The organism is Rhizohabitans arisaemae (assembly GCF_025996515.1).
GTDB classification, from domain to species: domain Bacteria; phylum Actinomycetota; class Actinomycetes; order Streptosporangiales; family Streptosporangiaceae; genus Rhizohabitans; species Rhizohabitans arisaemae.
Window position 1 is genome coordinate 681,673 of the sequence record NZ_BLRH01000029.1, and the last position, 26,013, is coordinate 707,685.

28 protein-coding genes are annotated in these 26,013 nt (G+C 70.8%); 17 read left to right on the forward strand and 11 right to left on the reverse strand.

Annotation, left to right across the window (positions count from 1 at the left end):
* Positions 1-34: 34 nt before the first annotated feature.
* The 5 genes from RUR_RS14600 to RUR_RS14620 form a co-directional block, all read right to left on the reverse strand.
* Positions 35-2,095 carry a UvrD-helicase domain-containing protein gene (locus RUR_RS14600; protein WP_283135558.1) on the reverse strand — a complete coding sequence of 687 codons (2,061 nt, stop codon included), beginning with the start codon at positions 2,093-2,095 and terminating at the stop codon, positions 35-37.
* Positions 2,095-4,377, reverse strand: a complete 2,283-nt coding sequence (locus RUR_RS14605; protein WP_283135559.1) for a hypothetical protein — start codon at positions 4,375-4,377, stop codon at positions 2,095-2,097. Before RUR_RS14605 ends, RUR_RS14600 begins: the two co-directional genes overlap by 1 nt.
* 93 nt (positions 4,378-4,470) lie before the next feature.
* Positions 4,471-5,235, reverse strand: a complete 765-nt coding sequence (locus tag RUR_RS14610) for a class I SAM-dependent methyltransferase (protein ID WP_283135560.1) — start codon at positions 5,233-5,235, stop codon at positions 4,471-4,473.
* A 215-nt stretch (positions 5,236-5,450) separates the two neighbouring features.
* Complete coding sequence (locus RUR_RS14615; RefSeq protein ID WP_283135561.1) at positions 5,451-6,539, reverse strand: ABC transporter substrate-binding protein; 1,089 nt, start codon at positions 6,537-6,539, stop codon at positions 5,451-5,453.
* A gap of 79 nt (positions 6,540-6,618) precedes the next feature.
* Positions 6,619-6,864, reverse strand: coding sequence for a putative acetyltransferase (locus RUR_RS14620; RefSeq protein ID WP_283135562.1), 246 nt, complete (start codon positions 6,862-6,864; stop codon positions 6,619-6,621).
* Positions 6,865-6,971: 107 nt separating this feature from the next.
* Here RUR_RS14620 and fdxA point away from each other — a divergent pair, with 107 nt between their 5' ends.
* The 3 genes from fdxA (at position 6,972) to RUR_RS14635 (ending at position 9,242) form a co-directional block, all read left to right on the forward strand.
* The gene (gene fdxA, locus RUR_RS14625) at positions 6,972-7,298 is read left to right on the forward strand and encodes a ferredoxin (protein ID WP_283135563.1); all 327 of its coding nucleotides are present in this window, start codon (positions 6,972-6,974) and stop codon (positions 7,296-7,298) included.
* A gap of 106 nt (positions 7,299-7,404) precedes the next feature.
* Positions 7,405-8,541, forward strand: a complete 1,137-nt coding sequence (gene dapC, locus RUR_RS14630; RefSeq protein WP_283135564.1) for a succinyldiaminopimelate transaminase — start codon at positions 7,405-7,407, stop codon at positions 8,539-8,541.
* Positions 8,542-8,603: 62 nt separating this feature from the next.
* Positions 8,604-9,242 carry a DUF4178 domain-containing protein gene (locus tag RUR_RS14635; RefSeq protein WP_283135565.1) on the forward strand — a complete coding sequence of 213 codons (639 nt, stop codon included), beginning with the start codon at positions 8,604-8,606 and terminating at the stop codon, positions 9,240-9,242.
* Positions 9,243-9,251: 9 nt separating this feature from the next.
* Here the strand turns inward: RUR_RS14635 and RUR_RS14640 are convergent, their stop codons facing one another.
* A complete protein-coding gene (locus RUR_RS14640; RefSeq protein ID WP_283135566.1) occupies positions 9,252-10,070 on the reverse strand; it encodes a hypothetical protein in 819 nt (272 codons plus the stop codon).
* A gap of 56 nt (positions 10,071-10,126) precedes the next feature.
* On the opposite strand from RUR_RS14640, the gene RUR_RS14645 reads away from it, so the two are divergent.
* The 4 genes from RUR_RS14645 to RUR_RS14660 all read left to right on the forward strand — a co-directional run bounded on the left by RUR_RS14645 (position 10,127) and on the right by RUR_RS14660 (position 13,655).
* Positions 10,127-10,963, forward strand: coding sequence for a 2,3,4,5-tetrahydropyridine-2,6-dicarboxylate N-succinyltransferase (locus RUR_RS14645; RefSeq protein ID WP_283135567.1), 837 nt, complete (start codon positions 10,127-10,129; stop codon positions 10,961-10,963).
* 18 nt (positions 10,964-10,981) lie between these two features.
* Entirely contained in the window at positions 10,982-12,037 is a 1,056-nt protein-coding gene (gene dapE / locus RUR_RS14650) for a succinyl-diaminopimelate desuccinylase (RefSeq protein WP_283135568.1), read from the forward strand.
* Positions 12,038-12,253: 216 nt separating this feature from the next.
* The gene (locus RUR_RS14655) at positions 12,254-13,030 is read left to right on the forward strand and encodes an LOG family protein (protein WP_283135569.1); all 777 of its coding nucleotides are present in this window, start codon (positions 12,254-12,256) and stop codon (positions 13,028-13,030) included.
* A gap of 34 nt (positions 13,031-13,064) precedes the next feature.
* Entirely contained in the window at positions 13,065-13,655 is a 591-nt protein-coding gene (locus tag RUR_RS14660) for an LOG family protein (RefSeq protein WP_428846996.1), read from the forward strand.
* Between the two features lie 149 nt (positions 13,656-13,804).
* On the opposite strand, the gene RUR_RS14665 is transcribed toward RUR_RS14660, so the two are convergent.
* Entirely contained in the window at positions 13,805-14,227 is a 423-nt protein-coding gene (locus RUR_RS14665; RefSeq protein WP_283135570.1) for a hypothetical protein, read from the reverse strand.
* A 66-nt stretch (positions 14,228-14,293) separates the two neighbouring features.
* On the opposite strand from RUR_RS14665, the gene RUR_RS14670 reads away from it, so the two are divergent.
* Both RUR_RS14670 and RUR_RS14675 read left to right on the forward strand, forming a co-directional pair.
* Positions 14,294-14,755: a hypothetical protein gene (locus RUR_RS14670; RefSeq protein ID WP_283135571.1), complete on the forward strand. Its 462-nt coding sequence runs from the start codon at positions 14,294-14,296 to the stop codon at positions 14,753-14,755.
* Positions 14,752-15,318 carry a DNA-3-methyladenine glycosylase I gene (locus tag RUR_RS14675; RefSeq protein WP_283135572.1) on the forward strand — a complete coding sequence of 189 codons (567 nt, stop codon included), beginning with the start codon at positions 14,752-14,754 and terminating at the stop codon, positions 15,316-15,318. The genes RUR_RS14670 and RUR_RS14675 overlap by 4 nt, the downstream gene beginning before the upstream one ends.
* Here RUR_RS14675 and RUR_RS14680 read toward each other — a convergent pair.
* Together RUR_RS14680 and RUR_RS14685 are read right to left on the reverse strand one after the other, a co-directional pair.
* Positions 15,305-16,087, reverse strand: a complete 783-nt coding sequence (locus tag RUR_RS14680; protein ID WP_283135573.1) for an enoyl-CoA hydratase-related protein — start codon at positions 16,085-16,087, stop codon at positions 15,305-15,307. The two genes, RUR_RS14675 and RUR_RS14680, sit on opposite strands and share 14 nt — an antisense overlap.
* Positions 16,088-16,095: 8 nt before the next feature.
* On the reverse strand, positions 16,096-16,887 hold the full coding sequence (locus tag RUR_RS14685) for a PaaX family transcriptional regulator (protein ID WP_283135574.1): 792 nt from the start codon (positions 16,885-16,887) through the stop codon (positions 16,096-16,098).
* A 173-nt stretch (positions 16,888-17,060) separates the two neighbouring features.
* Between RUR_RS14685 and RUR_RS14690 the strand changes: the two genes are divergently transcribed.
* Entirely contained in the window at positions 17,061-17,228 is a 168-nt protein-coding gene (locus RUR_RS14690) for a DUF3117 domain-containing protein (protein WP_283135575.1), read from the forward strand.
* A 76-nt stretch (positions 17,229-17,304) separates the two neighbouring features.
* Entirely contained in the window at positions 17,305-18,753 is a 1,449-nt protein-coding gene (locus RUR_RS14695; RefSeq protein ID WP_283135576.1) for a leucyl aminopeptidase family protein, read from the forward strand.
* Here the strand turns inward: RUR_RS14695 and RUR_RS14700 are convergent.
* Positions 18,740-19,372, reverse strand: coding sequence for an O-methyltransferase (locus RUR_RS14700; RefSeq protein WP_283135577.1), 633 nt, complete (start codon positions 19,370-19,372; stop codon positions 18,740-18,742). The two genes, RUR_RS14695 and RUR_RS14700, sit on opposite strands and share 14 nt — an antisense overlap.
* Positions 19,373-19,564: 192 nt before the next feature.
* Here RUR_RS14700 and sigE point away from each other — a divergent pair, with 192 nt between their 5' ends.
* The 5 genes from sigE to RUR_RS14725 all read left to right on the forward strand — a co-directional run bounded on the left by sigE (position 19,565) and on the right by RUR_RS14725 (position 23,975).
* Entirely contained in the window at positions 19,565-20,188 is a 624-nt protein-coding gene (sigE, locus tag RUR_RS14705) for an RNA polymerase sigma factor SigE (protein WP_283135578.1), read from the forward strand.
* Complete coding sequence (locus RUR_RS14710; RefSeq protein WP_283135579.1) at positions 20,185-20,700, forward strand: anti-sigma factor family protein; 516 nt, start codon at positions 20,185-20,187, stop codon at positions 20,698-20,700. Before sigE ends, RUR_RS14710 begins: the two co-directional genes overlap by 4 nt.
* Positions 20,701-20,759: 59 nt before the next feature.
* Entirely contained in the window at positions 20,760-21,752 is a 993-nt protein-coding gene (locus RUR_RS14715) for a sigma-E factor regulatory protein RseB domain-containing protein (RefSeq protein ID WP_283135580.1), read from the forward strand.
* Between the two features lie 88 nt (positions 21,753-21,840).
* Entirely contained in the window at positions 21,841-23,445 is a 1,605-nt protein-coding gene (locus RUR_RS14720) for a S1C family serine protease (protein WP_283135581.1), read from the forward strand.
* Between the two features lie 179 nt (positions 23,446-23,624).
* On the forward strand, positions 23,625-23,975 hold the full coding sequence (locus RUR_RS14725) for a sec-independent translocase (RefSeq protein ID WP_283135582.1): 351 nt from the start codon (positions 23,625-23,627) through the stop codon (positions 23,973-23,975).
* Between the two features lie 350 nt (positions 23,976-24,325).
* On the opposite strand, the gene RUR_RS14730 is transcribed toward RUR_RS14725, so the two are convergent.
* Complete coding sequence (locus RUR_RS14730; protein ID WP_283135583.1) at positions 24,326-25,465, reverse strand: Mrp/NBP35 family ATP-binding protein; 1,140 nt, start codon at positions 25,463-25,465, stop codon at positions 24,326-24,328.
* A 97-nt stretch (positions 25,466-25,562) separates the two neighbouring features.
* Here RUR_RS14730 and RUR_RS14735 point away from each other — a divergent pair, with 97 nt between their 5' ends.
* Positions 25,563-26,012, forward strand: a complete 450-nt coding sequence (locus RUR_RS14735; RefSeq protein WP_283135716.1) for a MarR family winged helix-turn-helix transcriptional regulator — start codon at positions 25,563-25,565, stop codon at positions 26,010-26,012.
* Position 26,013: the final 1 nt, after the last annotated feature.

Sequence of the window (26,013 nt, forward strand, 5' to 3'; positions counted from 1 at the left end):
CACAGGGGATATATCCGCAGTTCAGAGTATGTAATCACGATGGCAGGAACGGACTTGGACTCTCCGAGTACGACAGGTAAAGCATTTCCCGAGCGCGGGTGCACGCCATGAACAGCAAAGCACGCTCCCGGGTGAGTTCCTGAGCGCGCACGATCGGGTCCGGGGAGTCCGTGGTCACGGGAACGAGATCCGCGCCGATCACGGCCACCCGATGGAACTCCAGACCCTTCATGCTCTGCATCATGCCGACAGCCACCCTCGGTGTGGAACCCGGGAGCGATGTCACAGGGATCTCGGCGGCCTCCAGCACGGTCCGGACCTCGCGGACGAGATCGCTTGTTCGGGCTGTGACGGCGATGCCCGCTGGGTCAACCCCGTCGTCAAGCCATTCTTGTAGCCGGGCGACCAAGCCGTCTAGTTCGTTGGCCCGGTTGCTGAAAGCGACGATCATCGGACGTTCGCCGCGGTGCGCCGAACGGTAGCCGTGCAGGCTGTCCGCCCCGTCGACCAGGCCGTCCACCGGGCCGCCGCCGCGGAGCCGTACCGCCCAGGAGGCGATCTCCTCCGGCATCCGGTGGGAGCGGGTCAGCCGGTGGGTCCGCGCCGCGATCCCGATGGCCGAGAGCGAGGTGGGATGCCCGCCGATCCGCTGATAGGGGTCGCCGACCGCGAACAGGTCGTCGGGTCCGGTGGGAACCACGACCCGCAGCAGGCGCCACTGCGCCGGATGCAGGTCCTGGGCCTCGTCCACGATGACGTGCCGGTACGGGCGACTCGCCGGGGGGTCCGGGGCGAGCAGGTCGCCGGTGCTCCGCGCCATCAGGTCGGCGGCGCGAGCCGCGAGCTGGAGCCAGGTGCAGCGCCCGCGTTCCCCCAGCCGCTCCACGACGTAGCCGATCGCCCGCCAGACGCGTGCCCGCCGACCCGGGTCGAGCGGGACCCCGAACCGCCGGGCCCGGAGGTATTCGTCCTCGGTCCGCAGGTTCTGGGCGAGCACCACCTGCTCCCACTCGTGCCGGAGGAAGGCTGGCCCCTGGCCGCTCTCGGGGGCCTCGGCGAAGAGCCCCTCCACCTCGGCACTGCTGGCGAGCCGGGCCGCGGCGCCGTCGGCCTGGGTGACGATGCGCTGGGCCAGGCGGTCCGCGTTGAGCACCTCGATCCGCTTGCGGATCTCCTCGTCCTTGATCAGCACCTCCAGGGTGCCCTCCAGCCGGGAGGCGAGGCTCCGGTTGTAGGTGGCGATGAGGATGGGGCCTTCCCGTGCGGCGCGGTGGCCCTCGGTGGCGAGGTGGGCCGCCCGGTGGAGCGCGACGAGGGTTTTGCCCGTGCCCGGCCCCCCGGTCACCAGGACGGGGGTGTCGTAGGGGTCGTGGCGGGCGAGGTCGCGCTGCTCGGGGGTGAGGAAGGTCCGCCAGTCCGGGGAGGTCAGGATCGGCAGGAGCTCGTCCTCGTTCTCGGCGAAGGCGGCCAGGTGCGGTGAGCGTTCCAGCGCCGCCACCAGGTCGTCGTCGTAGGCGGCGTCGGGGACCGGGTCTCCGCTCACCTTCTTGCCCCGCGCGATCTCGTCGAGCGGCCGGAACTGAGACTCCGGCAGGATCGGCTCGATCGCCCGCAGGTGGGATTCGGAGCCGAGCAGCCGGATCAGCGGGATCACCTGTTCGTCGACGCCGAGGCGGACCAGCACCGGATCGCTCACATGGTCGAACAGACGGGCCGAGGTCCGTTCGGCCGCCCGCTTGAGGGCCGGGATCACCTTGGCGAGGAGCTCGGTGTCCCAGATCTCCACCGTCCCCACGGTCCGGCTGATGGTGATCCGGTGCCGCCGGGCGTACGCGTGCGCCTCGTCGTCCGTCAGGACCGAGAGCAGCCAGTGGACGTCCCCCTGGGGCGGGACGACCACGACGCCGCGCAGCAGCGCGCCGAGGCGGATCGTGTGCAGGCGGGCGTCGGGTGAGTTCCGCACCCGTTCGGGGTACGGCGCCGCGGGGTCGCCGCGGAGGACGGCCGTCAGCGCGTCGACGACGGCCTGTCCGGCTTGGGGGGTCAGCCTCTCCAGCTCCGCGAGGAAGTCCGGGGAGATCGCGATTCTGGGCATCAGTGGGTGGTCAGCAGGGCGAGGATGTCGCGGTCACCGCGTTCGTTCAGCCGGGCCAGGAGACCATCCGGATCGAGATGACCCGCCATGCCGATTCTGGCGGCGACGATCCGCATGGCTTGTTCCTTGTCTTCGATGGGCGCCGTGTACCCGACGAGGTACAGGGCTTGGTCCGGCGGAGGCATCCGCGGGTCGGGGCCCGGCAGGTGGCGGGTCCGCAGGATGCCGTCGTCGGACAACGTCCAGAAGAGGTGGTCCCCTTCGCGGCCGCCGCACTCCAGCAGGAGCCGCTGGAGGGAGTTGAGCGTCGGCTGCTCCCCCCAGGTGAGGGTGAGGCCGCCCGCGGTCCCTGCCACGGTCCGGCTGTCCCCGGGGGCCAGGCCCAGGTACGCCGCGAAACCGCCGGGCAGCGGGCATTCCGCGCCGTGCAGATGGCCGTCCTCGACGTCGATGCGCATCCACCACCGGCCGTCCGGCTGGCGGAAGCAGCGCCGGGTGAGAGAGACGTCTTTGTGGGGCATCGGCCCGGCGGCCTCGGGCGGCGGGGCGTACGGCACACCGGCGCCGGGGAATCCGTGACCCGGCGTATCCGGGTACGCCTGCCGCGGCGGCAGGCCGAGGGGGTCGGCGGGCGGCCCGGCCGGGGCGACCGGCAGGCCGAGCGGGTCGAGCCGCGGACCCGCCGGAGCGCCGACCGGGACGGGGACCGCGTGCCCGACGGGTACGGGCGTCGCCTGCGGCGCAGGCGCGCCCGTCGGGGCCGGGACGGGGACAAGTGGGGCAGGCGCACCCGGAGGGGTCGCGACGGGGACAAGTGGGGCGGGCGCACCCGGATGGGCCGGGACGGGCACGGGCGGGGCGGGCGGCGGAAGGGGGAGCGCGGTGGGGGGCGCCGGCGCCGGCATCGGCGAGGCGGCGCCCGCGGACGGTACGGCGCCCACGGCGACGGGCACCGGGAACGGCTGGTCCGCGGGGACGGGCGGGACCGCGCCGGCGGGCGGTGGGGCGTTCGCGGGGGCCTGCGGCGACAACTCGTCCGCGCCGAGGATGCGCAGCTGCGGCACGCTCTGCAGCCACTCCTTGGCGTGTTCGGGATGGATGCCCAGCGTCGAGACGAGCGCCAGGGCCTGGCTGACCGTCGGCGGCTCCTTCGCACTGATGATCACTTGCCGGGTCCTGTCGTGCAGCTGGGTGATGTCCCCGGTGACCAGCCATCGGTTCTGCAGGCTGTGCCCGGGAAGCGTGGCGAGCACGAACTGCCAGGCGGGAACCCCCAGCGCCTGGACCTCCTCCTGATGCCAGTCGGCGAAGGCGGCGAGGCGGGTGAGCGGCGCGGCGACGCCGAGCGAGGCGGTGATCGCGGACAGGTGCGCCGCGTAGGCGGTCGTGGCCGGGTCGGTCAGCCAGGCGGAGAGCTGGGCCCTGAGCTCGGCTTCGAGGTGGTGGATCTCCTCCACGGGGACGGCGAAGAGTTTGGCGAGTTGCTCGGGTGCCCCGGGGGCGTCGGTGAAGAGGCGGTTCTGGGCGACGGCCCACTGCAGGTCGCTGAGGTTGGCGAAGGACGCGTCGATCAGCGGGACGAGCGAGGTGGCCGATCCTCGGACGGCGACGAGTTCGCCGCCGCGGCGCTCCGGCTGCGGCGCGGCCTGGGCGGTCTCCGGACGCCCCGCCGGGTTCGCCGGTACGGGGGCCGCCGGGGCGCCCGCGGCCACCGGGGTGCCGCCCGGTCGCGCGGCGGCGGGGGCGGCTCCGGCCGCGGCGACGGCGGCGGCCAGCTCGTCGAGCGCGTCGCGGATCTGCTGCGGCGCCCACTCGGGGAGCCAGTCGAGCAGGACCCCGACCGGGGAGGCGATGGCGGGGCCGGCGGCGGTGAGCGCGGTGGGGAAGAGGCCGACGGCCTCCCAGTAGACGGCGCGGATCAACGCCGTGGAGCGGTCCGGGGTCAGATCCCGGAGCGCCTGCGGGGTGAGCGAGACGAGATTCTGCCAGGAGCCGACCCGCTCCAGCGCTCCCCGGGCGGCGTCGGACCAGGTCTGCGTCCGGGGTGTCGTGGCGTACAGGGCGGGCAGGATGTCGCCGACCGCGGTCGAGGGCCATCGGGTCAGCGAGAGGTCGGTGAGCAGGTCGCAGACGGGACCGGGACCGACCCTGGTGAAGACCTCGGTCAGCGGCAGTGACCGCCACCACGCGGGCGGAAGTCCACCGAAGCCGGTGAGCTCGATGAACTGCGTGGAATCCCCCCAGCGCAGGGGAGGCACGAGATCACTCAGACAGAAGTTCATCGGTGTTCTCCGCCTCTCACGGTTCGAGTCCTGAGGGGGACATTAGTATGCGTGCCGCTTAAAAATCAGTGTGAGGCATCGCAAAGAACACCGCTATCGGCGAACCGCGGCGAACCGGAGCCGGACATAGTCGGCCATCCAGCCGCTCTCCCGCCGGAGCGCGGGCGCGGCCAGCTCGTTAAGCCGGAGCAGAAGCGGGTCGACCGCCTCGGCGGCCACCCCTTCCAGCAGGGTTCCGGCGAACATGCGCACCCAGTCGGCGGCGCCGCCGGGGCATTCGTCCAGGGGCGTGGGCCGGTCGAAGTACTCCAGGAGCCGGACGGTGAAGCCTGCGGCCTCCAGCCGTGCGGCGTACTCGGCGGGGGTGGGGAAGTACCACGGCAGCTCCGGCTCGGGCAGGCCGTACTCCCGCCAGGCGGTGTGCATGGCGGCGATGAGCGCCGCGCAGTTGCCCGCGCCGCCCATCTCGGCGACGAATCGCCCGCCGGGCCGTAGCGCGGCGTGGACCCGTGAGATCACCCGGTCGGGGTCGCGTGCCATCCAGTGCAGCGCGGCGTTCGAGAAGACCGCGTCGTACGGCTCCGCGACGGTGAAGTCGTATCCGTCGGCGACGACGAAGTCGATTCCCGGGTAATGCGACATGGCCGCCTCGATCATCGAAGGGGCTCCGTCGATCCCCAGGACCCGGGCATCCCGGGCCGCGATCTCCGCGGTCAGCACGCCGGTGCCGCAGCCCAGGTCCACGATGCGCTCGCCGGGGCCGGGGTCGAGCAGTTCCACGAGCGGGGCTCCGTGCGCGGAGACGTAGCCGAAGGAGCTGTCGTACGCGCGGGAGTTCCACCGCGTCGTACCGCCCATAGATTCAAATCGCAAGATAATCAAGCTCACATTCCGATACGACGTGCCCCCCACGTCAGCTGTAGGACAGATTAGGGCCTGTAGGACAGGTGGGGCATAAGTGTGGTCGTATCGTGGACAACCATGCCGGAGACCGGACAGATCGGCAGGTCAGGCACCTTGGGCGTGCGTGCCGGGCTCGGTACGGCGTGTCCGTGGAGCGGCGGATCGACGGGTCAGTTTCCGGCCCAGTGGGCGGAGACGTATTCCTTGGCGGTGTCGGCCTGGGGGATGGTGAGCGAGACCGGCGACCCGGCGGTGGGCAGCAGCGCCAGCGCGGCCTTGTCCACGGTGCCCGCCTTCTGCATCGCCTCCAGGCGGATCGGCCGGGTACGGCCCTTCAGGAAGAGGTTCTGGCCCTCGTCGGAGTAGAGGAACTCCTGCCAGAGCCGGGCCGCCGCCGGATGCGGCGCCGTCTTGTTGACGGCCTGCGCGTAGTACGTCCCGGTCGTGGCGTCCTTGGGGATCACGACTTTCCAGGTGACCCCTTCCTTGGCCGGGAAGGAGTTGCGGTAGTCCCAGTCCAGGACGACCGGGGTCCGGCCGCTCTCGATCGTCGCCTTCGTGGGGTGGACGGACGTCAGGTTCCCGGCCTTGGCGAGCCGGTTGAAGAACTCCACGCCCGGCTTGACGTTGTCGGCGGAGCCGCCGTTGCCCAGCGCCGCGGCGACGACCCCGTAGAAGGCCGAGTCCGAGGCCCTGGGGTCGCCGTTGAGCGCGATCTTGCCCTTCAGGTCCGGGCGCGTCAGGTCCTTGATCGAGGCGATGGGCGGGATCTTGGCGCTGTCGTAGCCGATCGACAGGTAGCCGCCGTAGTCGCCGAACCAGGCGCCGTCGGGCGCCTTCCGCTCGTCCGGGATGTCGTGCCAGGTGCGGACCTTGTACGGGGCGAAGAGCCCGGAGTTGCCGATCGCGACGTCCGTCGCCAGGTCGAACACGTCGGGCGCCCGGTTGCTCCCCTTGAGCCTGGCCGCGGTGTCGATCTCCCCCTGGCTTCCGGCGTTCGGTTCGGCCGAGTTGACCTTGATCCCGTACTTGTCGGAGAAGGTGTCGATGATCTCGGCGTAGTTGGCCCAGTCGGGGGCGAGGGCGACGACGTTGAGCTCACCCTCCTTCCGCGCGGCCTCGATCAGGCCGTCCATCCCGCCGAAGTCGGCGACGGAGGTCGCCGTGGCCGGTTTGACGGCGATGCCGGGCTTTGCGGGTGCCGACGGCGAACCGCACGCGGTCACCGCGGTCAGCGCCCCCACCGCTCCGAGTGCCACAGCCGAACGACGCGTCCAAGTCCGCCTCACTGCTTACCCCCGTAGCAGGTCTGGTCACACTACGCTCTTATAGTGGGGTCTATGAGCGGTTGCGTCGAGGAGGCGCGCTCATCGGCACCACCTTGCCGGCCACAAGCGTGACCTGGAGGACTTCGGTGAGTGAGCCGTCGCGTCGGCGGACCGAGAGCACCCCGTTCTCCCAGGATTCCAGCACCCCGACGACGTCGCCGAAACCGCCGGTGACCCGTCTGCGAAGACTGACGCGGCTTCCCACGTCGGAAGGGGTGACGGAGACGGCGAAACGGGCGGAGAATTGTGGGGTCATGCCGTATTCGCCCCCTCGGGTTCAAGCCACTGGCCTGGCACGGCAATACTAGGGCGTGACAAGCCCCACGGTAGTCATACGAAGGCCGGGAGAAAGAGGAGTCCGAGGTGACCTACGTCATCGCGCAGCCGTGCGTGGATGTGCTGGACAAGGCGTGCATCGAAGAGTGCCCTGTCGACTGCATCTACGAAGGTGCCCGTATGCTCTACATCCACCCCGACGAGTGTGTGGACTGCGGGGCGTGCGAGCCGGTGTGCCCCGTTGAAGCGATCTTCTATGAGGACGACGTGCCCGAGCAGTGGAAGGACTACTACCGGGCGAACGTGGACTTCTTTGACGACCTCGGTTCGCCGGGTGGCGCCTCCAAGGTAGGCAAGATCGACAAGGACCACCCGGTCGTCGCCGCGCTTCCGCCGCAGGGGGAAGATCACTGATAGGCCCGTACCGCCGCAGGAGGGTGGTCCGGGCCCTGGGAAGGACGTGGCCGCGGCGGAGGCTGACTCGGCGGCCACGTGCGACATGGGAAGGAGCCACCTGATCATGGCGTTCGGCGCAGGGGCGGACCAGGGTTCCGCCGACCGATACGGACTACCCGATTTCCCGTGGGACCGGCTGGCGCCGTACAAAGCACTCGCGCAGGCCCATCCGGACGGGATCGTCGACCTGTCGGTCGGTACCCCGGTGGACCCGGTTCCCGCCGTCGCCCAGGCCGCGCTCGCCGCGGCGGCCGACAGCCCGGGCTATCCGCTCACCCACGGGACCGCTCCGCTGCGGGAGGCCGTGGCCGGCTGGCTCGCCCGTCGGCACGGGGTCGCGGTCGATCCCAAGGACGTCCTGCCGACCATCGGCTCCAAGGAGCTGGTCGCCTGGCTGCCGACGCTGCTCGGGGTCGGCCCCGGCGACACCGTGGTCATCCCCGAGCTCGCCTATCCCACCTACGACGTGGGGGTACGGCTGGCGCGGGCCCGCGCGCACGCCACCGACGGCCTGCTCGCGCTGGGACCGGAGCGCACGCCCCTGGTCTGGGTGAACTCCCCGTCCAACCCCACCGGCCGGGTCCTGCCCGTCGAGCACCTGAGGAAGGTCGTCGCGTGGGCCCGGGAGCGGGGCGCCGTCGTCGCCTCGGACGAGTGCTACATCTCGCTCGGCTGGGATATCGAACCGGTCTCGATTCTGCATCCCGATGTCTGCGAAGGCTCGCACGAGGGACTGCTGGCCGTTCACTCTCTGTCAAAGCGGTCCAACCTCGCGGGCTACCGCGCGGGGTTCGTCACCGGCGACCCGGCGGTGGTCTCCCGGCTGCTGGAGCTCCGCAAGCACCTGGGCATGATCGTGCCCGCCCCGGTTCAGGCGGCCGTGGTCGCCGCCCTCTCCGACGACGAGCACGAGCGGGAGCAGCGGGAACGCTACTTCGCCCGCCGCGCGCGCCTGTGGCCCGCGGTGGAGGCGGCGGGGTGGCGGATCGAGCACTCAAGCGCCGGGCTCTACCTCTGGGCCACCCGGACGGGACCCGATGGGGAGCACTGCGACTCCTGGGAGCAGGTCCGGATGCTCGCCGAGCGCGGTGTTCTGGTGGCTCCGGGGGACTTCTACGGGCCGGCCGGACACGGGCATATTCGGATAGCCCTTACCGCGAGCGACGAACGGGTCGATGCGGCTGTTACCCGGCTCCGCTAATATCCCCGGGCATGACCATCGCGGTCGTACTTGGCTTGAGCATAGTCACGATTATCGTCATTATGTTCGCACTCGTGGCTGTGGCGCGGCAAGACCGGAAGGGCGGGTCCGAGGGGACCGCACCTCCGGATCCCATCCATGCCACCACCAATGCGATCACGGGTCCGCACCGGCTGCCCGCCGAGGTGACCCAGCCCACGATCCTGTCCGCGCCCCCCGACTTCGTCGACCCGCGTACCATCAAGGTGGGCGACGTCATCGACTGCCAGGGCGTGCGGTACCGGGCCATCGGGGCGCTCTACCTCACCCGTAAGGGGAGCCAATGGGTGGAGTACCTCATGGACGACGGGAAGCGCGGATATCGGTGGCTCTCGGTCGAGGAACGACCCGGGCTGGTCTCCACCGATCCATCCTATCTGGAGGTCCTCGTCTGGACTCCGGTGCCCACGCAGGGGATGGTCCCCGCCAAGCACACCCTCCTCGTCGAAGGGGTGGAGTACTTCCCGGTGGAACGGGGCACCGCGGCCTTCCGGTCCGACGGCACCACCGGGCACCCCGAACGCGGCCTCCTCGATTTCGCCGACTATCAGGCGGAGGACGGCCGCTCCCTCTCCTTCCAGCGCGTCCAGGGGGAGATGTGGCGGTCGGCCTACGCGACCCCGGTCTCGCCGGGGTCGCTGCGGATCCACCCGCGGAGCTGATCCGCCCGGTCAGCGGAGCTCGACGGCCGTCTTGCCCGCGGTCGTGTCCGCCTGCCAGCCGTCCAGGCCCGTAAGGGCGGTCCAGCGCTCGCCGGAGTAGCCGACCGAGCGGAGGTTGTACCGCTGGGCGTGCGTCACCGACCAGGAGGCGATGAGCCACCCCTGCTGCTCGGACGCGGGGCTGGTCCCCGATCCGAGCGCCCGCTTGAGCTCGGCCCGCGCCTCGTCGAGGTGCGTGTGCGGGGTCGGGGTCGCCTTGGGGGCGGCGAACCAGCAGTTGACCGCTTTGGGGATCCGGCCGGTGAAGGCCGCGGCCAGGATTTTGGCGTCCGGCTCGTGCTGGGCGTAGGCGTTGCCGTCCGCGGAGCGCTGTACGGCTTGCGCGGCGATGTGCAGGGGAAGTTTCCGGTAGTCCTTTACCCTCACCAAGGCGGAAAAGAACCGCTCCGTCGTATACACCGGATCAAGTAGTTGGTCAGGCTTTCCCCATCCTTGAGAGGGTCGTTGTTGAAAGATCCCAATTGAGTCGCGGTCACCGAACGGGAGGTTGCGGAGTTTGGACTCCTGGATCCCCGTCGCATATGCGATCACCACAGCCCGTTCCGGCAACTTCCGTCGCGCGGCCACCGCGGCGATTGTGGCCGTGACCTGGGCTTGGTCGATGTCAAGGGACAGGCTGCCCTCAGGGGTGGTCACCTCGCAGCGCTGGCTCGCGACAAACGGCCTGGCTCGGTTGAGCAGAAGGTACACCCCGGCCGCGATCGCCACGGCCAGGACCAGAACGATGATCGCGATGGTGGTGACTCCGCGGGAAAGTCTCCGTCGCACGCCCTTGAACCTACCTGTCCTTGCGGCTCTCTTGGCGCGCTATAGGCTCGCCTGCCATGAGCAAGCCTTTTGACAGCCCGTTGTCGGCTGATATCGATGATCTTTGGGAGCGTCGCGCGGAGCTGACCCCCGAGGACCTCGACGCCCGCAAGGTCGTGACCGCCGCGGTGGACGCCCTCGACACCGGGGCGGCCCGGGTCGCCTTCGTCGACCCGGCCGACGGCGGGGTGGTCGTGGACGAGCGGGCGAAGCGGGCGATTCTGCTGAGCTTCCGGGTACTCGGGATGTCCCGGGCCCAGGTCGGCGACTTCCACTACCACGACCGGATCCCGCTCAAGACCCACCTGGAGGGGGTCCGGGTGGTGCCGGGGGCCATCGCGCGCTGGGGCGCGCACCTGGCCCCGGGCGTCGTGCTGATGCCGTCCTTCGTGAACATCGGCGCCTACGTCGACTCCGGCACCATGGTGGACACCTGGGCGACGGTCGGGTCGTGCGCCCAGATCGGGAAGAACGTCCACCTGTCCGGCGGCGTGGGCATCGGCGGGGTGCTGGAGCCCCCGAACGCCGTACCGGTCGTCGTGGAGGACGAGGCGCTCATCGGCTCCCGAAGCATGATCGTCGAAGGGGCCCGGGTCGGCCGGGGCGCCGTCGTCGGGGCCGGCACGATCCTGTCCGCCACGATGCCGGTCATCGACACCCAGACCGGCGAGGAGATCGGCCGGGGCCACATCCCCGACTGGTGCGTCGCGGTGGGCGGGACCCGGCCCAAGGAGTTCCCCGGCGGAACCTTCGGTCTCCCCTGCGTCCTGGTGCTCAAGCGCCTGGAGGCCGGGCAGCGGCACGACAAGGCCGAGCTCAACGACGTCCTCCGGCAGCACGGGGTGAACGCCTAGCCGATAGTGTGCTTGCCCATGCGGCTGGATTTGGCACAGGACGTGGGCGGGCTCACCGCGGCGATCGTGGACGTTGAGTCGGTGAGCGGCGACGAGGGGCCCCTCGCCGACGCGATCGAGGCGGCGCTACGCCCGTACGGGCACCTCACCGTGCTGCGGGACGGCGCCGCGGTCGTCGCCCGGACCGGCCTCGGGCGCGCCGAGCGCGTCGTGGTGGCGGGGCACATCGACACCGTCCCGATCGCCGGCAACCTGCCGTCGCGGCTGGAGGGGGACCGGCTGTACGGCTGCGGCACCTCCGACATGAAGGCGGGCGTCGCGGTGGCGCTCAAGCTCGCGGCGACGGTCCCCGAGCCGTCCAGGGACGTCACCTACGTCTTCTACGACTGCGAGGAGGTCGAGGCCGAGCGGAACGGCCTGCGCCGCCTCAGCCGTACCCATCCCGACTGGCTCGCGGGCGACTTCGCCGTGCTGATGGAGCCGACGGGCGGCCTGATCGAGGGGGGCTGCCAGGGCACCCTCCGGGCCGAGGTGACGGTCAGGGGCAAGCGCGCGCACAGCGCGCGCTCCTGGTTCGGGCTCAACGCGATCCACGGGGCCTCCCGCGTGCTGGACCTGCTCAACTCCTATACGGCGCGGCAGCCCGTCGTGGACGGGCTCGAGTACCACGAGGGATTGAACGCCGTGTCCGTCCGGGGCGGGGTCGCGGGCAACGTGATCCCGGACGAGTGCACGGTCGAGGTCAACTACCGGTTCGCCCCCGACCTCTCCCTGGAGCGGGCGCGCGACTACGTCGCCACGCTCTTCGACGCCTTCGAGGTGCGGTTCACCGACGGTGTCGGCGGGGCGCGCCCCGGCCTGGACCACCCGGTCGCCGCCGCGTTCGTCAAGGCGATCGGCGAGACCCCGCGGGCCAAGCTGGGGTGGACCGACGTCGCGTTCTTCTCGGCGCTCGGGGTGCCCGCGGTCAACTACGGTCCGGGGGATCCGAACCTGGCGCACACCCGGGACGAGTACGCGGAGCTGCCGTTGATCGAGGAGTGCGAGCGCCGGATGCGCGACTGGCTGAGCTGACGCCGGCATGAAAATGACTCTCCGCGCCGGCCATGTGGCGTGGAGAGCCATTTTTTTCAATCCCGAGCAGCACCCTCGGCCCTTAGACGCGACCCGGCGAGCGGCCGGTTCCGTTAAGTTCAAGATTCTTTGTACGGCGCGGACCCCGGCGGAAGATGTCGCCGAATCGCGTGCCCCGGCGGGTGCGGGGCCGGTCGGCTGGCTACGGTGACGTCCATGAACGATTCGCAGTCGACGGACGAGATCGACGCCCGGGAACACCGCCAGGGGCCCGTGTTCGCCAAAGGGGATCTCGTCCCGGACACGACACATGACCAGCGGCTGCTGGACCGGCGGGGTCCGGTCGAGTGGCTCCACATGGATCCGTGGCGGGTGCTGCGTATCCAGGCCGAGTTCGTCGACGGCTTCGGCTCCCTCGCCGAGGTCGGGCCGGCCGTCAGCGTCTTCGGATCGGCGCGCAGCAGGCCTGGTTCGCCGGAGTACGACATGGCCGAACAACTCGGCGCCGCCCTCGTCGCCAACGGCTACGCGGTGATCACGGGGGGTGGCCCCGGCTGCATGGAGGCGGCCAACAAGGGTGCACTCCTGGCCGGCGGCGTCTCGGTGGGCCTGGGGATCGAGCTCCCGTTCGAGCAGCGCATGAACGACTACGTCAACCTCGGCGTCGAGTTCCGCTACTTCTTCGTGCGCAAGACCATGTTCGTGAAGTACGCCTGCGGCTTCGTCGTGCTGCCCGGCGGGTTCGGCACCATGGACGAGACGTTCGAGGCGCTCACCCTGGTCCAGACCGGGAAGGTCACCTCGTTCCCGGTCGTCCTGATCGGCTCGGCGTTCTGGGGCGGACTGGTGGAGTGGATCCGCGAGACCCTCGTCGCGACCGGGAAGATCGCTTCCGCCGATCTCGCCCTGATCCAGGTCGTGGACGACGTGGAGCGCGCCGTCGAGATCATCCGGAGGACCGATCCGCAGAGGAGAAACGGCACCGAGCTATAGGGTTGTGGAAAAAGCACGACTTCAGGAGGCCTTGGTGGGCTTGGCGATCTGCGTGTTCTGCGCGTCGAATCAGCGGATCGACCCCAAGTACCTCAACCTGGCGGCCGAGGTCGGCACCGAGATCGGCCGCCGTGGCCACACCCTGGTGAGCGGCGGGGGCCGGGTCTCCTGCATGGGCGCGGTGGCGCGGGCGGCCAGGGAGGCCGGCGCCCGCACCGTCGGGGTGCTGCCGCGGGCCCTGACCGGGATCGAGGTCGCCGACGAGGACGCGGACGAGCTGATCGTCACGGCGGACATGCGGGAGCGCAAAGGCGTCATGGACGCCCGCTCCGACGCCTTCCTGGTGCTGCCCGGCGGGATCGGCACCCTGGAGGAGCTCTTCGAGATCTGGACCGCGCGGGTGCTCGGCTTCCACGCCAAACCCCTGGTCCTGCTGGACCCGTGGGGACTGTACGAACCGCTCCGGGAGCTGGTCGCCGGCATGTCCGAGCAGGGTTTCACCAGGCCGCACGTGTTCGACGCGATCAGCTGGACGACCGCGGTACCCGAGGCGTTCGACCGGCTGGAGCGGCCCGTCCCGCGTATCCCGCCCAGTTCGGCCGAGATGCTGGAGTCGGCACCCTGACCTGCCCGTCCGCGGGCGGTACGGCCGGATGCGATTCGCCGTCGCCGGCCCGGGACCGACCCGGCGTCGCCCGTACGGCGGGCGGGTTCCGGCCGGCTACCCGAGGCCGGGGCGCGGCCGGGAACGGCTGGGCCGCGCGCCGTACCGGGTCAGGCCAGGCCGCGCCTGGTGAGGGCGGGGGGACGGTCGCCGCGGATCGCGGCCGTCATGTCCAGCGCCTGCCGTACCGCTGTGACCCGGCGGGTACGGAAGATCCGGGCCCCGGCCCAGGCGCAGATCGCCGCGGCGGCCGTCTCGGCGGTCTCGTCGCAGCCGGGACCCGCGAAGGCGGCGGGGCTCACCAGGACGGTACGGCCCGCGGCGGCGCAGGCCTCGATCTCGGCCACGGTGTGCGCCTCGACGATCGAGCCGGGCGGGCCCCACTCCGGCGGGAGGCCGGTGAGCGGTCCCGGGGCGAAGCTGACGTGGTCGGCCCCGTCGGCCTCGGCGGCGCGGCGAGCCTCGCCGGCCCGATCGGGGTCGGTCGGATCGGCCAGATCGGTCAGATCGGCGATGACCAGGTGCGTACCCATGCCGTGGATCGTGCCACATCGTCAGGGGTGGACGCGCTCCGGTATAGGTGTGGCACGATTTGACGTGTGCCGGTCGTACTCGCAATAGCCGCGTTAGCCGTACTCGCGGCCGTCGTGGTCGTTTCGCTGGGCCATGGCGGTGAGCTGACGGAGTCAACCCCGGACCTCCCGCCGCTGGCCCTCCCGGAGTCGCCGAACGCGGTGGACGTGGTGACCCTCCGGCTGCCCGTCGGGCTCATCGGATATCACACCCAAAGCGTGGAGGAGACCCTGCGCCGGGTCGCCACCGCGATCAGCGAGCGCGACACCAAGATCGCCGTGCTGGAGCAGCAGATCTCCGAGCTCGGTTCCCGGAGCGTCTACGCCCGCCAGGACTCCTTCGCGGCCCAGGGCCTCACCCCGGTCACCGAGCATGAGCCGGTGGTGGAACCCGAGGTCATCCGGGAGATCGCGCCGGGCAACGAGCTGCGGATCGGGCATGAGCCGCCGAGCCCGCGCGCGCCGGCGAAGGAGGTCGACGCCCCATGACGGCGGAACCCGTCCGCTGCCCGTGGGCGATCTCGACCCCGCTGTACGTGCAGTACCACGACGAGGAGTGGGGGCGTCCGGTCCGGACGGATCAGGGGGTCTTCGAGAGAATGTGCCTGGAAGCCTTTCAGTCGGGGCTGTCCTGGCTCGTCATCCTGCGCAAACGGGAGAACTTCCGCGCTGCGTTCAACGGGTTCGACATCGAGAAGGTCGCCGGGTTCGGCCCGGACGACGTGGACCGGCTCATGTCGGACGCCGGGATCGTCCGGAATCGGGCGAAGATCGAGGCGACGATCGGCAACGCCAGGGCCGCGCTGGAGCTGCCGACGGGGATGGCCGAGCTGGTCTGGCGGTACGCCGACCCCGGGGCGCCCGCACCGGTCACGGTGGCGGACGTCCCCGCGGTCACCCCCGGGTCGAAGGCGCTGTCCAAGGAGCTGAAGGCCTCCGGCTTCCGGTTCGTCGGCCCGGTCACCGTCTACGCCCTCATGCAGGCGATCGGGCTCGTCGACGACCATCTGGCCGGCTGTTTCCGGCGGGGGGCCTGGGTCAGCGACCGGTGAAGACCGGCTTCTCCTTGTTGACGAACGCGAGCGTCGCGTTCAGGTGGTCCTCGGTCGCGCCGCAGCGGTCCTGCAGCTCCGCCTCCAGCTCCAGCGCCTGCCGGAGCGGGTGGGCGGAGGCGAAACCGATCGCCCGCTTGATCGCCCCGTAGGAGGTGGTCGGCCCCTGCGCCAGCCGCAGGGCGAGCTCGCGGGCGTTCTCCAGGGCGTCGGGGACGACCCGGTGGACGAGTCCCAGCTCAAGGGCCCGCCGCGCGTCGACGGGTTCGGCGAGCAGCATCAGCTCCATCGCCCGCCCGGCGCCGATCAGCCGCTGGAGCGTCCAGGAGACCCCGGTGTCCGGGGCGAGGCCGACCCGGGCGAAGGCCATGAGGAACGAGGCGCCCTCGGCGGCCACCCGCAGGTCGCAGGCGAAGGCGAGCGAGGCGCCGGCCCCCGCGGCGACGCCGTTCACCGCGGCCACCACCGGCTTCTCCATGTCGGTGAGCGCTTCCACGATGGGGTTGTAGAACCGCCGGACGACGTCGTCCATCCCGCGCCCGGACTGCAGGTTCTCCAGGTGCTCGCGCAGGTCCTGCCCCGCGGAGAAGGCCCGCCCCGCCCCGGTGATCAGGACGGACCGGACCGAGTCGTCCCGCCTCGCCTCCTGGAGGACCTTGAGCAGTTCGGCCTTGAGCCCGTGGGTCATCGAGTTCATCGCCTCGGGCCGGTTGAGCGTGATGGTCGCGACGCCTTCGCCGACGTCGTAGAGCACGGTCATGTAGGACATCTTTCTCTTCAGGGAAGGTTCGCATCGACGAAGGCCGACGCGGCGGGGAGCAGGCGCGAGGCCTCCTCCTCGAAGTACACGGCGGCCTTCGCACCGGGCCATCCGGCCGGAAGGAGTTCCGGGGGCAGGCCCGGGTCTTGGAACAGGAAGTTACGCCATCCGTTTACCAGACGGCTGCGGACGGCGAACACCCGGTCGTCGGGTGCGCCGGCGGGGAGCGCGTCGACCATCGCGACGGCTTCGGTGAGCCAGTGCTCGTAGGCGCGGCCGATCGCGTCCAGGTCCCACGCCCGGCTCACCAGGGCCCGGGGGTCCCCGTCGAGCACGGATTCGAAGCGGACGGCGCGTACCTGCTCGCCCATGAGGAGCGAGTCGAGTTCGGGGGAGGGCCGGGGGCCGATCCAGGTGGTCTCGGAGAGGGGCGCGTACCCGAGGTAGCCGAGGGCGGAGCGGAGCCGTTCGCGGCGGGAGCGTTCCCGGATCGGGTCGAAGACCACCAGGTGCCAGCGGCAGTCCCATTTGACGGCGTCGACGCGGTAGATCCGGAGCGCGGCCTCGTCGAGGCGGCGTACCGCCTTCGGAGTGAGCGCGTACCCGGGCAGGGGCGGCCCCGACGGGTGGGTGAGCCGGATGGGGGTGAGCCATCCCTGTCGGACCATCCGCGAAACGGCGGTTCTGACGGCCGGTGAGGCGATCTCCAGCGGCGCGAGCAGCCGGACCAATGCCGCCACCGACACGCGCCCGCCACGCGGGCGTAGATGATCTCCGTAGAGGTCGAAAAGTGCGGCACGGGCGTTCATTTGTCCCAGTGTGGTAGCCCCTGCCCCGCAGGACAACGAACAATGTGGCTGGAGATCGTTACCATTTTGGCCTCCGGAGGCGGGATAATAGGACATCACAAGTCACGCGAAGGCGGCGGGAGACCAACTTTGCTCCACGGGCTCCGCGGGCCAAGGCAGGAAGGGATACACGCATGGCGGCGATGAAGCCGCGGACCGGCGACGGTCCGCTGGAGGTCACCAAGGAAGGACGGGGCATTGTCATGCGGGTCCCCCTGGAGGGTGGCGGACGGCTTGTCGTCGAGCTTTCGGCGAGTGAGGCGAGCGCCCTCGGTGACGCTCTGAAGAACGTGGTCGGCTGACGCGCCTACGCGTAAGACGCCTGCGCATCAGCGACCTGGTGCGCGGGCCGGCCGCCCCCTGAGGAATTGGAACCCTGTGCCGATCAAGACGTCGGTTTCCGTTACCGATCACCCCCCGACCGAGTTCACCGGGCTGGACGCCCTGGCGGTGCCCTTCGGCACGCACGAGGAGATCCCGGCACTCGCCGGGCTTCTGCCGCTGCCGTGGGAGACCCTGCGCGCGCACTACGAGGTCGAGGGCGACGCCGGTGAGATCGTCGACCTCCCCGTCGCCTCGGGTGACGGCGTGCTCCGCGTGCTCTTCTACGGCGTAGGCGACGCCGGGCCCGAGGCGATGCGCAAGACGGGCGCGACCCTGGCCCGCCGGGCCAAGGGCAGGGGGTCCCTCGGCGTGGTCCTGCCCGCCGGGCTCACCGAGGAGTCCGGTACGGCGTTCGCGACGGCCGCGCTGCTCGCCTCCTACCGCTACGCCCTCACCACCGGGGACCAGGGCCGGAACGGTCCCGTGGGTGAGATCACGCTCTTCGGCGGGGCGGTGGATCTGCGGAAGGCGAAGGCCCTCGCCGACGCCACCGCGCTGGCCAGGGACCTCACCAACACCCCCGCGTCGGTGAAGTCGCCCGAGTGGCTCGCCGAGCGCGCGGTCGAGACGGCGCGGGACTCGGGTCTCACCGCACGGGTTCGGTCCGGGGAGGAGCTCGCCGAGTTCGGCGGGGTCCGGGCGGTGGGGATGGGTTCGGCCCGGCCACCCCGGTTCATCGAGCTCTCCTACACCCCGGAGGGGACCCCGGAGCGGCACGTCGTCCTGGTCGGCAAGGGGATCACCTTCGACTCCGGCGGCCTCTCCCTCAAGCCCACCGAGGGCATGAAGACCATGAAGACCGACATGGCGGGTGGCGCGGCGATCATCGCGGTCATGGGCGGGCTCGCCGAGCTGGGGGTCCGGGCCAAGGTCACCGGACTGATCGCCGTGGCGGAGAACCTCCCCTCGGGTTCGGCGCTCCGCCCCGGCGACGTGATCGTCCACTACGGCGGGCGGACGGTCGAGGTGCTCAACACCGACGCCGAGGGACGCCTGGTCCTCGCCGACGCCCTCGCCTACGCCGACGAACGGCTCGCCCCCGACGTCGTGGTGGACATGGCGACGCTCACCGGCGCGGCGCGGGTGGCGCTCGGCGGCAGGTACGCCGCGCTCTACGCCAACGACGACGGCCTCGCCGCCGAGCTGGCCGCCGCCGCGGAGACGAGCGGCGACCGGGTGTGGCGGATGCCGCTGGTGGAGGACTACCTCCCCGCGCTGGACTCCTCCGTCGCGGACCTCACCAACGTGGAGGCCGGGTCGGCCTACAGCGGCGGCTCGATCACTGCGGCGCTCTTCCTGCGTGAGTTCGCCGGGAAGCGGGCCTGGGCCCATCTCGACATCGCCGGTCCGGCGCGCTCCGCCGCGGACGAGGGCGAGAACGCCAAGGGCGCGACGGGGTACGGGACCCGGCTTCTGCTGGAGTGGCTGATCAGCCCGTCTTGACCGCGGCGAGCAGCCCGTCGCCGAGCGGGATCAGGAGCGGGGTGAGCCGTTCGTCGTCGCGGACGAGCTTGCCCAGCTCGCGCACGGCGACGGTGTCGGGGTCCCGGCGGCTCGGATCGGCCACCTTGTCCCCCCAGAGCGCGTTGTCGAAGGCGACGATGCCGCCGGGCCGGAGCAGGCGCAGCGACTCGACGTAGTAGTCGGTGTACTCCCGCTTGGCGGCGTCGCAGAAGACCAGGTCGTACCCGCCGTCGGCGAGCCGGGGCAGCACGTCGAGGGCGCGCCCGCTGATAAGCCGTACCCGGCCTCCGGTGAAGCCGGCCTCGTTGAAGGCCTGGCGGGCCAGCCGCTGGTGTTCGGGCTCGACGTCGACGCTGGTCAGCGTGCCGTCGGGTCGCATCCCACGGAGCAGCCAGACGCCGGAGACACCGCATCCGGTGCCGATCTCCACGACCGCTCGGGCGCTGATCGCGCTGGCCAGGAAACGCAGCGCCGCCCCGCCACCGGGCTGGATCGGGGGCGCGCCCACCTCCGAACCGCGTCGCCGCGCGTTCTGCAGAATCTCGTCCTCCGGGAGGAACGTTTCGGCGTAGGCGCGACCTGCCGGGGCGTCGTTCACAGCCCTTCCTCCCTTCGTTGTGGGAAGCCTAGCGCGCCTGATCCCACACGTCGCGTAGCGCCAACCGGTGATTTCCGAGTGATCCTCGCGGTATGTCGGGTAGCCGGGAACTCATCCGGGACGGGGGACGTTGGAGGCATTGAGCCGAATGAGTACGCCCCGGGTAGGCGGGAAGGGACGAAAGCAGGCACTATGGCTGTAGCGGTGGTCCCTCTGAAAGGAGCTCCGGTGGAGGAGCACGACCACCAGGTCGACGCGTCCCTGGGGTGGACGCCTCCGACCTGGGATGAGGTCGTTCGCACGCATTCGGCGCGCGTCTATCGTCTCGCATACCGGCTGACCGGCAACGTTCACGACGCCGAGGACCTGACCCAGGAGGTCTTCGTCCGGGTGTTCCGATCGTTGTCGAGCTACACCCCGGGGACGTTCGAAGGCTGGCTGCACCGGATCACGACCAACCTGTTCCTCGACATGGCGAGGCGCCGTCAGCGCATTCGTTTCGAGGGCCTGGCGGACGACGCGGCCGACCGGCTGCGCGGGCGCGAGCCGAGTCCGGCGCAGGCCTACGAGGAGAGATACCTCGACGGCGACATCCAGGACGCTCTCGACGGACTCGCCCCCGAGTTCCGCGCGGCCGTGGTGCTGTGCGACATCGAGGGGCTGTCATACGAGGAGATCGCCGCCACGCTGGGCGTCAAGCTCGGCACGGTTCGCAGTCGGATTCACCGTGGCCGCAGCCAGCTGCGTGCGGCCTTGGAGCATCGTGCGCCCGGAAACGACGAGCTCCCCCCGATCCGAAGGGAGGAGTCGGCATGAGCCATCTAGGAGAACGTGTCTCCGCGCTGATCGACGGCGAGCTGGGGCACACGGAACGAGAGAAGGCGTTCGCCCACCTGGCCGGGTGTGACGACTGCCGGGCCGAGGTGGACGCGCTGCGTTCCCTCAAGAACCGGCTGCGGTCGCTCGCCCCGACCGGGATCCCGGCGGACCTGACGATGTCCCTGCTGCGGATGGGGGAGCCCGGCGGGCCCATCCCGCCGCGGGCCAGACCGCTTCCCTCGCTGCGGGGTTACGGTCCGGCGGACAACCGTCCCCCGCGGGCCGCGGCGTTCACCGCCCCGGCCAAGCGGAAGCCCGGCGGGGGGCGGGCCAGGCGCGTCCGCTACGTCGCGGTCGGTGTGGCTTCGGCGGCCGTCGCGCTCGGCACCCTGTTCGCCATCGGCGGCGTGGACAACACACCGGGCGTCGTCCCGCCGGTGGAGATGTTCGCCAACCAGCACAAGATCTCCGTGCAGGAGCCTGCCACCACGGTCCGGCCCGCGCCGTGATAGCCCCGCGCCTCACTGGGGCCGGGGTTGTCGCTGCAATGGTTCTGCTCTGCCTGTTCGTGAGCAATCCCGCCCACGCGGTCGTCCCCGTCGATCCGGGGGAGGGCGAGGACACCGGTCTTCCGCTGCTGCGGTCGGCGGCCGGTGCGGGGCGCGACCGCGGGTACACGGGCGTTCAGTTCGTGACCAGCTGGGGTCGTGGCGGTTCCCGCGCGTCCCTGGTCGAGATCACCCACGTGCCGGGCCGGGGAAGCACGCTGCGCACGCCGGCGACCGGCACCTCCGGCTCGACCGAGGTGCTCGCCGCCGACCCCGGTGACCAGCTGCCCTCCGGCGGGCTGACCGCGCCGAGCGAGGGCATGCTCGACATTCTTTCGCGCAACTACCGGGTCGCCGACGTCGGCCGGGGTTCGGTCTGCGGCCGGGCGAGCCGGATCGTCGAGGCGCGCCGGGGGGACGGTACGGCTGCCGCCCGCTTCTGGATCGACGAGAAGACCAGCCTGCTCCTCCGGCGCGAGATCATCGATTCGAGTGGCAGGATCGCGCACGCCGGGGCGTTCATCGATCTCCGGATCGACGGGACGGCGGCGAAGAACATCGTGGTCGCCACGCCGTTCACCCCGCTGGAGACCACGCGGCTGGCCGACCTCCGGAACAAGGGATGGTCCTTCCCCGGCACGCTGCCGGGGCGGCTGGAGCTGTTCGCGGCGGCCGACGGCCTGGCCCCTTCCGGCCCCTACCTGCACTTGAGCTACTCCGACGGACTCTCGGTGCTGTCGGTCTTCGTTCAGCGCGGCCGCCTGGACGAGAGCCGTCTGGTGGGGTGGCACTCACAGCGGCTGCGGGACCATACCATTTGGGTGCGGAACGCGGCTACCCAGGAGACCGTTTGGGCCGGTGGAGGGCATATCTACACCGTGTTGGCGAACGCTCCGGGGGATACCGTGGACGCGGCGATCCAGGCGCTGCCCCATGAGCCTCCCCCGGGCGTATGGGATCAGCTCGTCCGTGGGTTCGGCAGGGTCGTCGCTTGGGTGAACCCGTTCGAGTAGCCGGGCGGATGTGAACTTACGTCGCTCGTATGCCGCTAAGTGCAGTATTTACAGCGTAGACAGCCGTGCGGGCAAGGAGTGAGATTCGATGACCGACGAGGCTCGTACCCCTGAGCCGGAAGCCGCGGACGTCAGGGAAAGTCAGGGCCTGGAGAAGACGGATCCCGAGGCGGCGCAGGCATCGGAGCCGACCCACGTCCGGCCGAGCTTCCTCCCCGCCGACGAGGCACCGCCCCCGGGGTGGGGCTCGCCGACCCCCGCGCTCTCGGGTGGACCGACGCTTGATTTCGGACGACCGGACGATCGTCCCTCCGGTACGCCCCCCTTCGCCCCCTCCCACCAGACCGACTCCCCGTTCCACGGGCCGGGGAACGCCACGCCCCAAGGGGGAACCGGGGCTTTCCCCGTTCCCGGCGGCCCGGCCGGCGGCTCGGCGCCTCCGCCACCACCTCCGCCGCCACCCCCGCCGAGCGCTCCGCCCCTGCCTCCCGGCGCGGCTCCGCCGCCGCCCCCGCCGCCGCCCCCGCCGCAGGGGACGCCGTTCGGCTCGGGACCCATGTGGCCGAACCCGATGGAGCCGCCGCGGGTCCGTGAGCGGCGTTTCCCGTCCATCGGACCACTGATCGTGATCGCCCTGGTGGTCGCCCTGGTCGCGGGGGCGGCGGGCAGCGCCGGGACCTACCTCCTCACCCGGGCGAACGACTCGGGATCGAACCCCGGGTACAACCTGGAGCCGCCGCCGAGCGGGAACGTGAACCGCGCCCCGGACTCGATCGCGGGCGTCGCCCAGCAGGTCATCCCCAGCGTGGTCTCCATCCAGGTGGCCGACGGGGCCGGCTCGGGCTTCCTGATCAAGGGTGGCTACGTCATCACCAACAACCACGTCGTCGCGGACGCGCGTGGCGAGATCACGATCCAGTACAGCAACCGGAAGAAGACCAGTGCCCAGCTGGTCGGCCGGAGCATCTCCTCCGACCTGGCCGTGCTCAAGCCCGACGAGACGTTCGCCATGCCGGAGATGCAGCTCGGCAACTCCGACCAGGTGGTCGTGGGCGACCCCGTCATCGCGATCGGCTCGCCGCTCGGCCTGGCCGGGACGGTCACCACGGGGATCGTGAGCGCGCTGAACCGGCCGGTGACCGCGGGCGGTGAGCGCGGATCGGTGGAGTCGTTCATCAGCGCCATCCAGACCGACGCGGCCATCAACCCGGGGAACTCCGGCGGACCCCTCGTGGACTCCGGCGGCCGGGTGGTCGGGGTGAACTCGGCGATCGCCTCCCTCGGCCGCGGCACGGTCGGCGGCGGTCAGGTCGGGAGCATCGGCCTCGGCTTCGCCATCCCCATCAACCAGGCCCGCCGGGTGATCGAGGAGATCATCACCACCGGGAAGTCGCAGACCGCTCGGATCGGGGCGAGCCTGGACCTCCAGTACCAGGGGCAGGGGGTGCGGATCGCCTCCACTCCGCAGCAGAGCGGCCAGCCGCCGATCGTGGCCGGCGGTCCCGCGGACAAGGCCGGGCTGAAGCCGGGGGACGTGGTGATCGAGTTCGACGGCAAGCCGGTCGACGACCCCACCGAGCTCATCGTGGCGATCCGCAGCAAGGCGCCCGGCACCAAGGTGCCGGTGAAGTTCCAGCGGGGTGGCCAGGAGCAGAGCACGACCGTTACCTTGGAGTCGGCTCCCGAGGAGTGAGCCGCACGGATGACCCCGCAGCTTTCCCGTGTGACGTGGAGGGTGCGGGGTTTTTCCGGTGTGACCGTGCCGCCGACGGGAATCGGCGGGCCTGCATGGCGCCGATTACTCCGATATCGGCGTTAGTCTGAGACGGTCGGACACTCCCATGCGGTATCGGCGCGTCGGTAGGAGATCAGGTGTTCAACCTCGGCTGGGCGGAGATCGCGATGCTCGTGGCCGTCGCGCTCCTTGTCTTTGGACCCGAACGTCTCCCCAAGGCCGCCGCGTCGGCCGGGCGCCAGCTCCGGCAGCTCCGCCGCCTGGCCAACAGCGCGCGGGACGACCTGCGTTCCGGCCTCGGCCCCGAGTTCTCCAACTTCGACGTGGGCGACCTGAACCCCAAGAACTTCGTCCGCAGGCATCTGATGGAGGACGACGACGACCTGCGCGACTTCCCCCAGCCCGCCTACGCCGCCACCTACCCGGCCGACCCGGACCCCGAACTCCCCCCCGGCGTCATCCCGCCGTTCGACCCCGAGGCGACGTGACTTCTGGCCATCGCACGTCCGTCGTCGCCATTCGGACGGCTCCTACTCGACCGGCCCCGGTTGTGCTCACCCTGTAGGTCTGAACCGGCAGGGGCCACGGCGGGTAGACCCAGGGTCTTGTACGAGGTTCCCAGGTCGGGTTGTAGGTGTGTGGCTGGATCTTAGGTGCTGGTCGCGCCACGTCCGCACTTCTCGCGCCGCGTACTTTGCGGCGCGAGAATGCGCGCAAGGGTTTGCGCCGGATGTTCTTAATCCGGCACAAACCCTTGCGGTCAATATCAAAAAACACTGTTCTTGTAAGCCCGACTTCCCCTAACGGGGTACCGCACGTCCGTGGTTGGGACCGTGGGTCAGCGGGCGGTGGGGGCCAGGCCCAGGGGGCGGCCGACGAGGCTGGCGGATTTCTTGCCGAGGCGGTTCGCCACGGCGATCAGTTCGACCGAGGCCGCCGCGTCGGGGTCGGTGAGGACGAGCGGCTTGCCGCTGTCCCCGCCTTCGCGGAGCCGGACGTCGATCGGGATCTGGCCGAGGAGGGGAACCCTGGTGCCCAGGGTCCGGGCGAGGGCGTCCGCCACGGTCTGGCCGCCGCCTTCGCCGAACACCGAGACCCGCTCGTCGCAGTGCGGGCAGGGCAGCCAGGACATGTTCTCGATCACACCGGCGATCTGCTGGTGGGTCTGGGCGGCGATGGAGCCGGCCCGTTCGGCCACTTCGGCCGCGGCCTGCTGGGGCGTGGTGACGATCAGCAGTTCCGCGGAGGGCAGCCGCTGGGCGACCGAGATCGCGATGTCGCCGGTGCCGGGGGGCAGGTCCAGGAGCAGGACGTCCAGGTCGCCCCAGAACACGTCGGCGAGGAACTGGTGGAGGGCGCGGTCGAGCATGGGGCCGCGCCAGACCACGGCGCTGTTGCCCGGGGGTTTGAACATGCCGACCGAGATCACCTTGATCCCGTGGGAGACCGGCGGCATGATCATGTCCTCGACCTTGGTCGGGCGGCCTTCGACGCCGAGCATGCGGGGCACCGAGTGCCCGTAGATGTCGGCGTCGACGATGCCCACCTTGAGGCCGTTCGCGGTCATCGCGGCGGCGAGGTTGACGGTCACCGAGGATTTGCCGACGCCGCCCTTGCCGCTGGCGACCGCGAAGACCCGGGTGAGGGAGCCCGGCCGGGCGAACGGGATCTCCTTCTCGGGACCTCGGTTGCCGCGGAGTTTGGTCTGGAGGTTCTTTCGCTGCTCGGTGCTCATGACGTCCAACTCCACGCGGACGCCACGGACGCCGTCGAGCGCGCCGACGGCTCGGGTGACGTCCCGTGTGATGGTGTCGCGCATCGGACAGCCTGCAACGGTGAGATATATGTCAACGCGAACATCGCCGGCGGCGGAGATTTCCACGCCTTTAACCATGTCGAGCTCGGTGATCGGACGGCGGATCTCTGGGTCGTTGACAGTCGCCAGCGCTGCCGTCACCTGTGCCGGGGTGGGAGCCATGCCCTCATGGTATGAACCCCGAGGCGTCCAGGGCGAATGCGGTCTCCCCCAGCCCGCGTGTCAGGCCTCCTGGATCTTCTAGGATTGCGCGGTGACCATGCTCGGGAGCCCCGTCGCCACGCCCCTGGACGAACTCGCGGTCTGGAAGATGCTCCAGCGGGTGCAGGTACGCATCACCCGGCGGCTGGAGATCCGGCTGATCGCGGCACACGGTCTGGCGCTCGCCTCGTACGACGTGCTGACCGAGCTCTCCGAGGCGCCGGGGCGCCGCCTGCGGATGAACGATCTGGCGGATCGGGTGCTGCTGTCCCGCAGCGGTCTCACCCGGCTGATCGATCGGCTGCAGCGGGACGGGCTGGTCGACCGGCAGGCCTGCTCCAGCGATGCCCGGGGCCTGTTCGCGGTGCTGACCGACGCGGGCCTGGAGCGTCTGGTCGAGGCGACCCCCACCTACCTGGTGGGAGTCCGCGCGCATGTGCTGGACGCGCTGGACGAGTCCGACCTGGCGGCCTGCCGCTCGGTGCTCGTCAAGCTGCTCGACGCCTGAG